Consider the following 13514-nt stretch of genomic DNA (forward strand, 5'->3'; position numbering starts at 1 on the left):
GCTTCGGACTCCCGTCGGCGCCGCTCGGCAGGATGCCATCCGCACGCGCGCTACCGTGGGTGCATGGACAGAACCGATATAGCTGAAGAACGCCTCGCCCTCTTCCTCGATTTCGAGAACGTGGCGATCGGGGCGCGCGACGTGGGCGTGAAGTTCGAGATGGAGCCCCTCCTCGACGCGCTGGCCGATCGCGGCAAGCTCCTCGTTCGCCGCGCGTACGCCGACTGGAACCTGTTCCGCGACTACCGCCGCGATCTCGTCGACGCCCACGTCGAGATGATCGAGATCCCCCAGCGTGACGACTCCGTCCGCAAGAACGCGGCCGACATCAAGATGGCGGTCGACGCGATGGAGCTGGCGCTGCGGGGCGACCTCGTCTCGAGCTTCGTCATCGTCTCCGGCGACAGCGACTTCACCCCGCTCGTCAGCAAGCTGCGGGAGCTCAACCGGCGGGTCATCGGCGTCGGCCTCCGCGGTTCGACGTCGGCGCTGCTCCCGCCGGCCTGCGACGAGTTCATCTTCTACGACCGCCTCGAGTCGGTGCAGAGCCGGCGCCAGGCAGCCCGGCGCAGCGACAAGCCCCAGCGACAGGCCAAGGCACCGTCCAAGGAGAAGTCGAAGAAGAGCGGCTCGCGCCAGGACCTCGAGGCGCTCGGCCGACTGGTCGTGCGCACGCTCTCCGGCCTCCAGCAGTCGACCACCGGCCCGGTCCTGGGGTCCAACCTCAAGCGCGCGCTGCTGCGCAAGGACCCCACCTTCAACGAGGCCGACTACGGCTTCCGCGCCTTCAGCGAGCTGCTGCGCCACCTCGAGGCCGAGAAGCACATCGCGCTCCAGGAGGGCAGTGCTCCCGGCGATCCCGAGGTGCACTTCGCCGAGGGCGGGGCGGGGGAGGAGCAGGCGTTCAAGTTGCTCCGCGAGACCGTTCTGGACCTCGCCGGCAAGCTCGGCGGTGACCCGCCCCTGTCCGGCCTCAAGGACCAGCTCCGCAAGCGCGACGAGAGCTTCAGCGAGAAGGACCTCGGCTACTCCGGCTTCCTGCAGTTCTGCAAGGCCGCTAGCGCCAAGGGCTTCATCGAGCTCGAGTGGGACGAGCAGGACGAGGAGTACTACCTGTTCGTCCCCGAGGAGAAGTAGGCCCTAGCGGGCTCCTGCTGAGGCGGTTCGACGAACGGTCCCGGCCGTGGATGGCCGGGTGGTCACCGGCGGAATCTCGGCGCCGACCGGCCGTGGCGGGACCCTTCCCCCGCCCCCGCGCCGCTGGCAGAGTGCCTCCACCCCTACGGGAGAGGATGCCACGATGCCCAGCCGCTGGATCTCGGCACACGACCTGTTCAAGAGCCTCGAGGAAGAGGCTGCGGAGTGGCAGTTCGAGCGTGACTTCGGCCACCAGTCCGCGTCGCTGACCACGACCACGTCGATGGACCTGCAAGCCATCCAGGAGATGGCTGCCCGCGCCGACTTCGACGACCCCTCGGTCTGAAACCGCCTCGAACCAACGTAGACATGACTGTGAGCCCCACCGCGGTGGGGCTCACGGGCTTGGGGGTCTGGCGCCCGGTTCCTGACGGGCGCGGGGTCGCTTGAGGCGTCGGGTCGCGGGCGGGATGGCGATGGTCATCCCGGTGCGCTCGTGGATCCAGTACCGGTTGCCGTCCGATTGCATCGGAGACAGCTTCCAACCCCGCCGGTCCTTGCGGGTGTGCCCTGACCGGTCGAGAGGTCCGAGGTTGTCCAGGTCCGTGCTCCCGGCGGGGCGTTGTTCGCCGCCGGGCCCCCAGGGGATGGCGTGATCGAGATCGCACTGACGCGCGGACCGGCGGCAGTTGGGCTCCAGGCACTCGGGGTGCAGCGCGAGGGAGGCCTCGCGGAGCCACCCCGGCGGGACGCGGGTCTTGCGGCCGACGCCGACGGCGCGGCCGGTGTCCTCGGTCACGATCAGCCGCAGCGCGGCCCCGCCCTCGTCGATCAGTTTGCGCAGCGCGGCGTTGGTGATGCGGATCCGCCCACCGGTCAGCGTCGTGAGCAGCTCACCGGGGCCGTGGGTCAGCCCGATGAGGTCGTCGAGCGTGGTGGTGGCGAGAACCAGCGGCTGTGCCGACTTGACCTTGCAGGCGCCAGCGCCACCGTCGCCACCGAGTTCACCGGGCCCACCGTCGCTGTCGCCACCACCGTCGTCACCGCCGTCGTCACCGCCGTCGCCGTCGCGGTTGTGGTCGTCGTGGTCGTCGCGGTCGTCGCCGTTGTCGAAGGGGTCATCGTCGTGATCGTCGTCGCCGCAGCCGCTGTGGCCGTCCAGGGACTCGCGGAAGATGTCCACCAGCGCATCGCCACGGGAGCGGGTGATGGTGTCGCGGTTGCCGGCACGGGCGGTGGGGTCGGGCTCGTTGGCGGGGTCGGCTTCGAGCCCGTCGGGGCGGCGCATCCTGCTGGCGAAGGCCTGATCCGCGATGGCGAAGCCCAGCGCATCCAGGTCGGCGTACAGCTTCCCGCCGCTGCCGTCCAGCCGTGGCTGCATGTCGGCGCGGTTGCCCTCAGGCTCGGGCTCGGCGTCGGTGGTCTCCAGGCGCGAGTCCTGGATCGCCAGCGCGAACAGCTCGACCCGCCAGGTGATCTCGTCGGGCTCCTCGTTGCGGACGCTGGCCAGGTCGTCGGTCAGCGCGGTATCCAGCTCGCCCCGTTCGGCCCTACGCAGCTTGGCGGCAGCACACACGATCGCGCGGGTCTGGCTCCATGACAGCTGCCCCGACCGGAACGCGGTGAACGTGGCGGGCATGTCCACCAGGGTGGTGGCGGCCTTGACCAGCATGCGCCGGTCCGCGCGGGTCGCGTGGCCGAGCTGGCTCAGCCACAGCTCCAACGGCACCCCCGTCGCGGCCGGATCGGCCTAGACGTCGCTGACGGCCCTTCCCGGAAACCCTCGCATCCGGTGGTTTCCGTTGCACTTCGGAAACCACCGGATGCGCTGGTTTCCCGAGACAGCCAACGCAACCGCTGCGAGCGCGACCGGGACCACGAAGGGCTCCTCGTCGCGGCCAGGACCGTCGGGACGGGCGTTCGAACTCATGCACCGAACGTATCGTCGCCCTGTGACACGTCAAGGGTCAACTCGATGAGATGTGAAGACCCGTGGACAACCTCGTCGCCGGCCAGCCGTCGTGTCCACGGGACTACGCGGATACGTGGCTGGCGTTGCATGCGAGCAGTAGCGTCCGCGGGACGCACCGGTGCGGGGAGTCGACGTGGGTGCTCGACAGGTGGTGCGGGCGTACTACGTGCTCTCGGGCTTGTACACGCTCGCGGCGTCCCTGATCTGGGGCGTCAACACGCTCTTCCTGCTCGATGCAGGTCTGTCGATCGGTGAGGTGTTCGTGGCCAACGCGGTGTTCTCGGCCGGGATGGTCCTGTTCGAGATCCCCACCGGCGTCGTGGCGGACACGCTGGGTCGGCGAGTGTCGTACCTGTTCAGCGTCACGGTCCTGGCGGCGACGACCGGCCTGTACCTGCTGGTGTGGTCCATGGAGGGCGGCGTCGTCGCCTTCTCGATCGTGTCGCTGTTCATGGGTCTCGGCTTCACGTTCTTCAGCGGGGCGCTCGAAGCGTGGATGGTGGATGCGCTGAACCACGCGGGAGGAGGCGACCTCGACCAGGTGTTCGCTCGGGCCCAGCAGGTCACCGGCGGGGCGATGCTCGTCGGCACCGTCGGTGGTGGGTTCCTCGGCCAGGTCAGCCTGGGGCTGCCGTTCGGGTTGCGGATGGTCCTGCTGCTGGGGCTCATCGGCATCGCGACGCCGCTGATGGTCGAGCAGGGCTTCACGCCCCGACCGCTCACGCGTCGGGCCTTCCCCCGCGAGATGGTCGAGCAGGCACGGGTCGCCCTCGGTGCCGGCTGGGCGCAGCCGGGCCTGCGAGCGTTGATCCTGACCTCGGCGGTGGGCGGCGGCCTGATGTTCTGGGCCTTCTACGCCGCGCAGCCGTACTTCCTGCTGCTGCTCGAGCGCGATGCAGTGTGGATCGTGGGCGTCCTCACCGCGGCTCTGTCCGTGGCGATGATGGGTGGGAACCAGCTCGTGAAGTGGCTGTCGAAGCGTTGCCAACGGCGTACGACGCTGCTTCTAGGGGCGGCCGCGGTCATCGCCGCCGCCACCACGGTCATGGGCGCGACCGATCACTTCGCGGTGGCGGCCGTTGCCTTCCTGGTCCTCGGTGCGGCGTTCGGTGTGACCCAGCCGGTCCACAGCGCGTACGTGCACACGGTCACCTCCAGCGAACACCGGGCCACGGTCGTCAGCTTCGACTCGATGGTCGGTTCGACGGGGAGCGTCGGGGGCCAGCTCGGCCTGGGCTGGGTGGCCGAGGCGCGTTCCCTCGCGGTCGGTTACATGGTTGCCGGGATCGCGTCGCTCCTCGCTCTACCGCTGCTCCTCCGCGTGCGCGCGGTGGGAGGCGCGGGGGACCGGATCGTCGGCCGCGACACGAGCGACGCATCGTGCGCCGCAGAGGGGCTGCCGGCGATCGCGCAGATCGAGCCGCAACACCCCGAGGTGGTCGAGACCATCGCCGGAGGCGGGAGGTCGTCAACCGACGGGTGAGGTTGGCGGCTGCGGCGTGGCGGCGGGTTCGGCTCGGCCGATCGGCAGGACCACCCTGAAGGTCGTGCGCCCCGGCTCGCTCGAGACGTCCAACTCGCCCCGGTGCTCCAGGACCACGATGCGGTGGCTGATCTGTAGGCCCAGCCCCGTTCCCTCGCCGACCGGCTTGGTCGTGTAGAACGCGTCGAAGATGCGGCTCGCCACCTCGGGCGACATGCCAGGTCCGTTGTCCCTGACCTCGACCACGACGTCCTCGCCTTGTCGATGCACGCGGAGTGTGAGCGTCGGGTCCTCGACACCGGCCTCCCGCATGGCGTAGCAGGCGTTGTCGATCAGGTTCGTCCACACCTGGTTGAGCTCGCTGGCGAACGCCGTGATGCTGGGCAGGTCCGGTTCGTACTCCCTCACCACGCGGACGTGCTTGACCTCGTGCGCGAGCATGGCGAGCGTGTCCTCGATCCCGCGGGTGACGTCGACCTCCTGGACCGGCGCCTGATCGAGGTGGCTGTGTGAGCGCAGTCCACCGACGAGCGTGGAGATGCGTCCCGCAGCGTCCGCCAGCGCCAGGGCGAGCGTGGTGAGGCGCAGCGTGACGACGAGGAACTCCAGCGCGTCCGCGGCGGCGTCCGGCTCGGCGGCGTCGAGCAGGGTGTGCAGCCGATCGGGTCCGGCGCCTGCATCGATCAGCGCCCCGACCCGATCGCCATCGCTCGGCAGTCCACGCGCATCGAGCCAGTCCGCGAGTGCGTCCTCGGCATCGCTGCGATCGAGTGCGCTCGGCGGTGTCGACGGGTCGGCCGCGAGTTCCCGAGCGAGCGCCACCGCACGACGCCGAGCTGCCGCGTCCGGGACCGGCTCGGTGGCGACCGCGAGGAGCGCTTCCATCGCCTCGGCGAGGCGGTCGGCGCCCCGGCGTACGGCCGCGGCCGGGTTGTTGAGCTCGTGGGCGACACCGGCGGTGAGCGTGCCGATCTGGGCCATCCGCTCGATGTGGCGCAGTCGGTCGTGGTTCTCCCGCTCGCGTTGGAGCAGCGTCTCGAAGATCGCTCGCGACGCTCCCGGGCTCGAGGCGAGCAGCTCGTCGAGAGCACGCTTGGGGATGGCCAGCAGATCGGTCGCGGACTCGGCCCGAGCGGTCGCGCTCCGAGACCGCTCCTCGAGCAACGCCATCTCGCCGATGACGTCGTTGACGCCGCGACGGGCCAGGATGACCTGTCGCGGCCCGGTCTCCTTCAGGATCTCGAGGCCGCCGCTGACGATCACGTAGGCGCGATCGCCAGCCTCCCCTTCCCGAAACAGCACCTCGCCTGGACCGAGGTGCACGTCCTCGACGCCCCGACAGATGCGTTCGAGGTCGTCGTCGTCGAGGCCGGCGAAGATGGGCACTCGCTTGAGGCGCTCGTCGGCAGCCATCTCAGACGGTCTCCAGGTAGCGATGCACGAACGAGACGCAGATAGCGCCCTGGCCGACGGCCGAGGCGACCCGTCGGACCGCCCCGTCGCGGACGTCGCCCGCCGCGAAGATGCCCGGGACGCTGGTCTCGAGTAGGTACGGATCGCGATCGAGCGGCCAGCCCTTCGGGCGGGAACCCTCGCGCATCAGGTCGGGGCCGGTCGGGATGAAGCCACGGTCGTTGGTCTCGACGAGGCCGGCGAGGAAGTCCGTGTGCGGGACGGCACCGACGAAGATGAAGAGCCCAGCCGCCTCCTCGCCCCAGCTACGGTCGCTCGCGCCGTCACGGAGGGTGATGCGTTCCAGGTGGTCGCCACCGTCCACCGCGGCGACCCCGGTGGAGGTGAGCACGCGGATGTTGGGCGTGGCCTCGACCTGGTCGACCAGGTACTGCGACATCTTGTCGCGGAGCGAGCCGCCACGTACCACGAGCGTGACCTCCGCGGCGTGGCGCGAGAACAGCATCGCGGCCTGTCCCGCGGAGTTGGCACCGCCCACCACGAAGACCTTCTCGCCCTCGTAGGACCGCGCCTCCGACCGGCTCACGCCGTAGTACACGCCCGCCCCGGTGAACCGTTCGTACCCCGGAACGTCGAGGCGGCGCACCTTCATCCCCGACGCGATGAGCGCCGCGTGGCAGGCCACCTCGGAACCATCGGACAGGGTCAGTACGCGCGTCGTCCCCTCGACGCGTATCCCCGTCACTTCGGCCGCCGTCAGGATCTCGGCACCGAAACGTTCCGCCTGTGCGGTCGCGCGTCGGGCGAGGTCGGCGCCACTCACGCCACTGGGGAAGCCGAGGTAGTTCTCGATGAGCGAGGTGGTGCCAGCCTGACCTCCGGTTGCCTGGCGTTCGATCACGGCGACACGTAGACCCTCGGATGCCCCGTAGACGGCGGCTGCGAGACCGGCCGGCCCGGCGCCGACGACGACGAGATCGTAGAACGGGGCGCTGGCGGTCACGCGCAGTCCGACGCGCTCGGCGAGGACGCGCGGGTCGGGCCGCACCGCCACGGACCCGTCGGCGAAGAACACGAGCGGGAGCAGCGCTTCCTCCTCGTCCGCTGCCGCTAGCAGCGCCCGCGCTTCGGGATCGCGCTCGACGTCGAGGAACCGGTAGGGGAGGCGGTTGCGGGCGAGCCAGTCCTTGACGTCGTGCGTCGCGGCATCCCAGCGGGCGCCCACCACACGGATCCCGTCGAAGGGGGCGGGGCGGTTGGCCGCCCAGTCGTCGATCAGGTCGTCGATGACCGGGTAGAGGTTGTCCTCCGGGGGATGCCACGGCTTGAGGATGTAGTGGTCGAGACCGATCTCGTTGATCGAGGTGATCGCGGCCTGCGTGTCCGCGTACGCGGTCAGCAGGATCTTGCGTGCCTCGGGGAAGTAGGGCGCCGCGGCGAGCAGGAAGTCGGTTCCCTGCATCCCGGGCATCTTCTGGTCGACGACGAACAGGGCGACGTCCTCACCCCGACGCGTCAGCTCCTCGACGGCCTCGAGCGCGGTCTCGCCCGATCCGGCGGCCACGATGCGGTAGCCGTCGGCGTAGCGTGACCGCAGATCGGCACGGACGGCGGCGAGGACAGGGGCGTCGTCATCGACCGCGATGATCGTGGGCTTGCCCATGCCCGCCCCCCGGCTGACGCCTCACCGTGTCGACGTGGCGATCTCGTCGATGAGCCCGTAGTCGAGCGCCTCCTGCGCCGTCATCCAGAAGTCACGGTCGGTGTCCTCGGCCACCTGCTCGACCGTCTTGCCGGTGCGCTCCGCGAGGATCTCGTTGAGGCGCTCGCGCAGGTAGACGATGTTCCTGGCCTGGATCTCGATATCGCGGGCGGTACCCCGCGCCCCGCCGAGCGGCTGGTGGATCATGATGCGCGCGTTCTCGCTGGCGGTGCGGGTGCCGGTCCCGGCAGCCAGGATCACAGCCGCCGCGGACGCCGCCATGCCGATGCAGCGCGTGTTCACCTTCGCCTTCAGCATCTGCATCGTGTCGAAGAGGGCGAACAGCCCGCTGATGATGCCGCCGGGGGAGTTCACGTAGAGGGTGATGTCCTCCTCGCCATCGGCGTCGAGTGCGAGCATCTCGGCGACCAGCGCGTCCGCGGTCGTGTCCTCGAGGGGGCCTTTCAGGAACAGGATGCGCTCCTCGAACAGCTTCGCGAACGCCTTGCTCTGGACTCCATCGAGCAGATCGTTGAGCTCGGACACGTCACGCTCCGGGTCGTGGTCTGGGACCGGAGCGAGATGGTACTCATCTTCGCGACGGCGCATCCGCGGCCCGTTGACGGGAGCGCTCATCCCAGGATCGGGGACCAGCGCTCCCTTCACGGGGGGCGGGGTCAGTCGCTCTCTACCACGCGGGTGTTGCCGGCGGCGGGAACGAACTCGGTTGTGTGACCGTCGTCCCAGCGGATCTCGACGCGGAGCGGGTCCTCCTCGAGTACGCGCTCGACGACGCCATACCGGTTCGGTTGCCCGACCTTGTTCGACGGGACCTCGATCGTGTCGCCCTGTCGGACCATCACCTCAGCGGACCTCCTCCTCGATGGAACGCGACACCTACGAACGTACGCCTGAGCGGCCGCCGCGTCATCCCCGGGCCCCGCCCTTCTACAGCAGCTCGGGTCGGTCGCGTTCCTCGGACATGCCGATGGGGCCGTCGGTGATGCCGTGGAAGAACTGTTGCACCGGCGCGTACCAGCTGCCGAACATGTCGTCCACGGTCCCGAACGCCACGAGGTTGCGACGGAACAGCAGACCGACGTAGTCGGCCACTTGCTGCGCCGAGGGAATGTGGTGGGTCACGATGACGATCGTCGCCCCGGTGTTGTCCTTGATGTCGCGTGCGAGGTCGTTGAGGTAGGCGACACGGACCGGATCGAGGCCCGAGTCGGGTTCGTCGAACAGCAGGATCTCGGGTTCCATGACCAGCGCTCGGGCGAGGCCCACGCGCTTGCGCATACCGCCCGAGATCTCGTCGGGCATCTTGTCGGCAGCGCCTTCGAGGCCCACGAGCTCGAGCTTCTCGAACACGATCTCCTTGATCTCCTTCTCGCTCTTGTGGGTGTGCTCGCGCAGCGGGAAGGCGGTGTTGTCGTAGACCGTCATCGATCCGAACAGCGCCCCGTCCTGGAACAGCACCCCGAACTTCTTGCGGACCTCGAGCAGCCGCTTCTTCTTCAGCGACGGGATGTTGTCCTCGCCGACCCAGATCTCGCCGCTATCGGGCTTGAGCAGGCCGATCAGGTTGCGCAGGAACACCGACTTCCCGGTGCCCGACGGCCCGAGGATGGTCGTGATGTGGTTGCGCGGGAAATCGATCGAGATGTCCTCGAGCACGGTGTTGCGCCCGAACGATTTGGTGATGTTGCGGACCCGGATCACGGGGTCGGTGACGACCGTGTTGCCGGGGAACACCGGATCCTGGGTCTTCTCGTAGCCGTGGGGTGGCGTGTGCAGCACCGCTCCGCCGAAGCCGATGCCAGCGCCTTCGGGCTGGAAGTGCTCGACGTCGAGCTCGGTCTTCTCGATCGTCGCCGTCGGTTCGGACTTCTTCCTCGCCATCACGTCACCTCGTCGTGTTGACCAGCAGCAGGTCGGTTGGTAGTGCGTGCGTCACCGAGTTCGCGATCGAGCCCAGCAGTCGGGAAGGTCCGCTCATGCCCTTGTTCCCGAGCACGAGCAGATCGAAGCCTCGAGCACCTTCGAGGAGGGCATCGACGATCGACTCGCCGACGACGACCTCGCGACCGACCTCCCACTCGAGTTCGCCGGCGACGCGGTCGAGTACGGCGGCACCGCTCGCCTCATCCTTCGCCGCCGTCAGCAGCACCGGCTCTGCCCCGAGCGCCAGGGTGAACTCGAGGCCGTGCGCCACGGCGAGCGCCGCGGTGTCGGATCCGTCCGTGGCCAGCGCGATGCGATCCCACGAGTAGCCGTCCGTGCAGTCCGATGTGTGGACGAGCAGGACATCCCGGAGTGCGTGGTGGGTGACCTGGTGGGGGATGTTGCCGAGCAGCCGCTCGGTGCGATCGGTCAGGCCGGCGGTCCCGACGACGATCAGGGTGTCGGGCTTGCGCTCCGACAGCTCGAGCAACGCCTCGGCCGGGTGACCCTCGGGGGTCGCGGGGCGTGCGTCGGGGACACCCGCGGACCGTGCGCGCGTCGCGGCGTCGTTGGCGGTCCGCTCCGCCCAGCGCACCTCGTGCGCCGCGGGACTGCCACCGGGGTACTCCACCGCCTCGGACGGCGGCGGGGCGTCGGGCAGGTGGCGGTACCACGCGGTGGCCACCGTGAGCGTCGCTCCGAGCGAACGCGCCAGCGTGACGGCCGCCTCGACCGCGCACGAGGCGGTGGGGGAACCGTCCGTCCCGACGAGGACGTGGCTGTAGCCGCTCAACTGCCGCCTCCTTCCTCGCCGTCGCCGCTGGCGTCACCGAGGACGGCCACCGCGTCGTCGTAGACGGCGGTCTCGAAGCGCGCGACGCGCCAGGTCCCGTCCTCACGGAGCAACTCCAGCCGGATCTGCTGCCGGATGGTGCTGGGCGGAGCGTCGCTGGTGTCCGACACCTGCATCTGCGCTTCAGCGAACGCCACCGCCGTCTCGCCGTCCACCTGGACCGCGATGCTGTCGATCGTCCCCTCGCTGCGGGCCTGGAGCGCGACGAGCTGGGGGATGTCCGGTCCGGAGAAGAACGTCTCGAGCTCCTCGAGCAGCTGTCCGGTTCCCAGCGACTCGATGCGTTCCCGGGTGGCGTCGAGTCCGCCCGTTGCGTCCCACGTGGTCAAGGCGTCCACGAACGTCCCGGCGACCTCCAACGCATCCTGGCGGCTCGCGTCGGCTTCCGCAGCGCTGCGCCACTCGATCGTGCTGAAGGCGGCGACGATCACGGCGACGAGCGCGATCGCCCACGGCACCAGAAGCGCCATCCGGCCCCGACCGGAACCCCCCGGCGAGCGCGGCTCCACCGCGGTGGCGTCGTCGGTCACGGCGCTCACCGTGCCCTCGACCGCAGTGCCGCGGCCCCAGCGATCGCGAGCGGGGCGAGGACCGCGAGCGCGCCACCGGTCGCCGGGAGCGGGGCGCGGTCGCGGCCACGCGGCGTCGGCGGGGCGATCGTGCCGCCCTCTTCGTCCTCGACGACCGGTGCCCACTCGATCGGCGGGGCGGTCGGGTCCGGAGGCTGGTAGCTGGAGGTGATCGTGCGATCCTGTGGGCGCCCAGGCGCCCCGACGGCGTTGACGCCGGTCCCGAACGGCGACTGGCATGCCGCTCCCGGCCGCGTGGCGGGGGTGGGACGCAGCGTCTCGTAGGGCAGCCCACCCTGCGGCTTGTCCGGCCCCTCGAACTTGATGCGTGCCCAACCCACGCCCGTCGTCGGGTCGAACTGGTTGCCGATGTCGAAGCCGAGGAAGAAGAACCGCGCCTTCTCGAACCCCTGCTCGAGCTCGTCGAGCTTGCTGTCGTAGAGCGCCGCGGGCGCGCCGTCCGCGGTGGACGGTCCGAGGAGCATGTGGTTGATGTCGCGGACGTCGTCGAGTATGCAGCTGATGTTGTCGCGCTCGTTGCGGATCAGGGCGTCGGTCTGCGTCAGCGCCCGCTGTCCGTTGTCGATGATGGTCTCGAGGTCGCGGCGGCTGTCGCCGAGCACGTCGCCGAGCTCGGCGGCGTTCGAGAAGCTCTGGGCCAGCGCTTCGCGGTGCTCGCGGAGCGTCCGCAGGACTGCCTCGGAGGTGTCGATCGCGCGCTCGAACGTGGGGATGCCCGACACCAGCGTGCGGTTGAGGTCGAGGCTGTCGCGGTTGAGCTCGCGGAGCCGCTCGCCGCGCCCGCGGAGGGCCACCCCGAGCTCGTGCACGACGGTGCCGAGATCACCCAGGTCGACGGCGGCGAACAGCGCTCGGGCCCGTTCGAGGAGGAACGGCACCTCGGCGGGCACGACCGTCTCGGCCGGGACGATCAGATCTCCCGGCTCGGCTGCGTCCCACGGGACCTCGAGCGGCTGGAAGTCGACCGACTGCTCGCCGATGGGGGACCGGCGGAGCACCTGGACACGCGCGTCGAGCGGGACCTCCTGGTCGCCTTGGATCTTGAGCGTGATCTCCACGCCCTCCTGCGTCACCTCGACCTCGTGCACCTGGCCGACGGCGCGGCCGAGCACGGTGACCTCCTGGGCGGGCAGGACGCCGCCGGCCTCGGGCATCGGCACCGAGACCTGGTAGCTGTCGTCGAACAGCACGCCGCTGACGAAGCTCAGGAACGCGGCCAGGGTGATGCCGACCGCGAAGACGATGAGCCAGGTGACGTTGGTCAGCAGGCGTGCGAGCTGGCCCCTCATCGCTCACCCGCCCCGTCGTCGGTGACCTGCTGGCGTCCGGGGCACTCGGCGTGGTCCTCGTTACAGCCCTCGGGGTTGGGGCTGAAGCCGGGGTGCTCGTTGGACTCGCCGGGGTTGGGTGGGGTGCAGTCGCGCGAGGGGTCGTCCTCGGTGTCGCTGAAGCCGCAGATGATGAAGTCGAGCCACACCTGGGCGAAGCCGTTGAGCGTGGCGTTGGGGACGTGGAGGTTGTGGCGCGGTAGCCAGGTCAGCAGCCCCTGCAGCGAGCCGTCGATGCGCGCTACCTCGTTGAGGATGCGCCGGATGCGGCGCACGAGGTCGTCGATCTCGGTGCGGTGCCCGGTCATGATGCGGTCGCCGACCACCGAGAGGCGTTCGAGGTCGTTGAGGGCATCGATGAGCCGGTCGTCCTCCTCGGCGAGCGCACGGGTGGAGCGTTCGAGCACGGCGAGGGCCTCGGCGTTGATCTCGGCGCTGTCGACCACGCCGCCGAGGTAGGCATCGAGCGCATCGATCAGCGCGACGATGTCGTCCTTGCCCTCCTCGATGTTGCCCACGAAAGCGTTGATGTCGTCGAGGAACCGGCCGAGGATCCCGCCCCGCCCGCCGAACGCGACCGCGCCGGTCTCCACGGCAGCGGCGAGCCGGTCGGTCGCGATGAAACCGAGCAGCTCGTTGCCGGTCGCGACGAGCGCTTCGAGCTCCCCGACGACGGCGCTGTCGCCGAGGTGCTGCCCATCGACGAGCGTGCCGCCCTCGGTGTTCGGTATCAGTTCGACGTAGCGCTCGCCGAGCATGCTGGTCTTCTTCAGCACGGCGCGGGTGTCGGATGGCAGATCGGTGCCGGTCTCGACCTCGAGCGTGACGCGTGCTTGTTGGTCGTCGGTGAGTTCGATCTTCGTCACGGAACCGATCGGGACGTCGCCCGCGCGGACGTGCGCCTGGGCGACCAGATCGATGACGTCCTCGAAGTCGGCCGTCAGCGTGATCGTGTCGGATCCGAACACGCCGCAGCCGCTGCCGACGAGCGCCAGCAGCGCGGCGATGATCACGCTCGTCGCGGGGCGCCGTCCGAGTCGTGCTACCGCTTCGCTACCTGAGCACCGTCCGAGTCGTGCTACCGCTTCGCTA

At 69.8% G+C, this 13514-nt stretch carries 13 protein-coding genes; 3 read left to right on the forward strand and 10 right to left on the reverse strand.

The features are described from left to right. Positions 1-63 precede the first annotated feature (63 nt). Both KY469_04850 and KY469_04855 read left to right on the forward strand, forming a co-directional pair. Entirely contained in the window at positions 64-1137 is a 1074-nt protein-coding gene (locus KY469_04850) for an NYN domain-containing protein (protein MBW3662411.1), read from the forward strand. Between the two features lie 163 nt (positions 1138-1300). Beyond that, the gene (locus KY469_04855) at positions 1301-1483 is read left to right on the forward strand and encodes a hypothetical protein (GenBank protein MBW3662412.1); all 183 of its coding nucleotides are present in this window, start codon (positions 1301-1303) and stop codon (positions 1481-1483) included. A gap of 51 nt (positions 1484-1534) precedes the next feature. On the opposite strand, the gene KY469_04860 is transcribed toward KY469_04855, so the two are convergent. Then, on the reverse strand, positions 1535-2860 hold the full coding sequence (locus KY469_04860) for an HNH endonuclease (protein ID MBW3662413.1): 1326 nt from the start codon (positions 2858-2860) through the stop codon (positions 1535-1537). A 382-nt stretch (positions 2861-3242) separates the two neighbouring features. Here KY469_04860 and KY469_04865 point away from each other — a divergent pair, with 382 nt between their 5' ends. Beyond that, a complete protein-coding gene (locus tag KY469_04865; protein ID MBW3662414.1) occupies positions 3243-4592 on the forward strand; it encodes an MFS transporter in 1350 nt (449 codons plus the stop codon). Here KY469_04865 and KY469_04870 read toward each other — a convergent pair. The 9 genes from KY469_04870 to KY469_04910 all read right to left on the reverse strand — a co-directional run bounded on the left by KY469_04870 (position 4578) and on the right by KY469_04910 (position 13435). Further along, the gene (locus KY469_04870; GenBank protein ID MBW3662415.1) at positions 4578-6005 is read right to left on the reverse strand and encodes a cyclic nucleotide-binding domain-containing protein; all 1428 of its coding nucleotides are present in this window, start codon (positions 6003-6005) and stop codon (positions 4578-4580) included. The two genes, KY469_04865 and KY469_04870, sit on opposite strands and share 15 nt — an antisense overlap. 1 nt (position 6006) lies before the next feature. Continuing rightward, positions 6007-7668, reverse strand: a complete 1662-nt coding sequence (locus KY469_04875; protein MBW3662416.1) for an FAD-dependent oxidoreductase — start codon at positions 7666-7668, stop codon at positions 6007-6009. 21 nt (positions 7669-7689) lie between these two features. Then, on the reverse strand, positions 7690-8316 hold the full coding sequence (locus tag KY469_04880) for an ATP-dependent Clp protease proteolytic subunit (protein MBW3662417.1): 627 nt from the start codon (positions 8314-8316) through the stop codon (positions 7690-7692). A gap of 68 nt (positions 8317-8384) precedes the next feature. Beyond that, on the reverse strand, positions 8385-8570 hold the full coding sequence (locus tag KY469_04885) for a DUF1918 domain-containing protein (protein MBW3662418.1): 186 nt from the start codon (positions 8568-8570) through the stop codon (positions 8385-8387). Between the two features lie 85 nt (positions 8571-8655). Next, entirely contained in the window at positions 8656-9609 is a 954-nt protein-coding gene (locus tag KY469_04890) for an ATP-binding cassette domain-containing protein (GenBank protein MBW3662419.1), read from the reverse strand. A gap of 4 nt (positions 9610-9613) precedes the next feature. After that, entirely contained in the window at positions 9614-10444 is an 831-nt protein-coding gene (locus KY469_04895; GenBank protein ID MBW3662420.1) for a universal stress protein, read from the reverse strand. Next, positions 10441-11034, reverse strand: coding sequence for a nuclear transport factor 2 family protein (locus KY469_04900; GenBank protein ID MBW3662421.1), 594 nt, complete (start codon positions 11032-11034; stop codon positions 10441-10443). The genes KY469_04895 and KY469_04900 overlap by 4 nt, the downstream gene beginning before the upstream one ends. Positions 11035-11039: 5 nt before the next feature. Beyond that, positions 11040-12383 carry an MCE family protein gene (locus KY469_04905; GenBank protein ID MBW3662422.1) on the reverse strand — a complete coding sequence of 448 codons (1344 nt, stop codon included), beginning with the start codon at positions 12381-12383 and terminating at the stop codon, positions 11040-11042. After that, positions 12380-13435 (reverse strand): MCE family protein, encoded by a 1056-nt coding sequence (locus KY469_04910; protein ID MBW3662423.1) that lies wholly within the window; start codon positions 13433-13435, stop codon positions 12380-12382. The genes KY469_04905 and KY469_04910 overlap by 4 nt, the downstream gene beginning before the upstream one ends. Between the last annotated feature and the right edge of the window lie 79 nt (positions 13436-13514).

This window comes from Actinomycetota bacterium (genome assembly GCA_019347575.1).
Taxonomy (GTDB): domain Bacteria; phylum Actinomycetota; class Nitriliruptoria; order Nitriliruptorales; family Nitriliruptoraceae; genus JAHWKY01.

What these genes read in the sequence shown, in the direction of transcription:
- KY469_04905 (MBW3662422.1), bottom strand. Translation starts at nt 12,383, where the DNA reads ATGAGGGGCCAGCTCGCACGCCTGCTGACCAACGTCACCTGGCTCATC.
- KY469_04880 (MBW3662417.1), bottom strand. Translation starts at nt 8,316, where the DNA reads ATGCGCCGTCGCGAAGATGAGTACCATCTCGCTCCGGTCCCAGACCAC.
- KY469_04890 (MBW3662419.1), bottom strand. Translation starts at nt 9,609, where the DNA reads ATGGCGAGGAAGAAGTCCGAACCGACGGCGACGATCGAGAAGACCGAG.
- KY469_04855 (MBW3662412.1), top strand. Translation starts at nt 1,301, where the DNA reads ATGCCCAGCCGCTGGATCTCGGCACACGACCTGTTCAAGAGCCTCGAG.
- KY469_04875 (MBW3662416.1), bottom strand. Translation starts at nt 7,668, where the DNA reads ATGGGCAAGCCCACGATCATCGCGGTCGATGACGACGCCCCTGTCCTC.
- KY469_04850 (MBW3662411.1), top strand. Translation starts at nt 64, where the DNA reads ATGGACAGAACCGATATAGCTGAAGAACGCCTCGCCCTCTTCCTCGAT.
- KY469_04870 (MBW3662415.1), bottom strand. Translation starts at nt 6,005, where the DNA reads ATGGCTGCCGACGAGCGCCTCAAGCGAGTGCCCATCTTCGCCGGCCTC.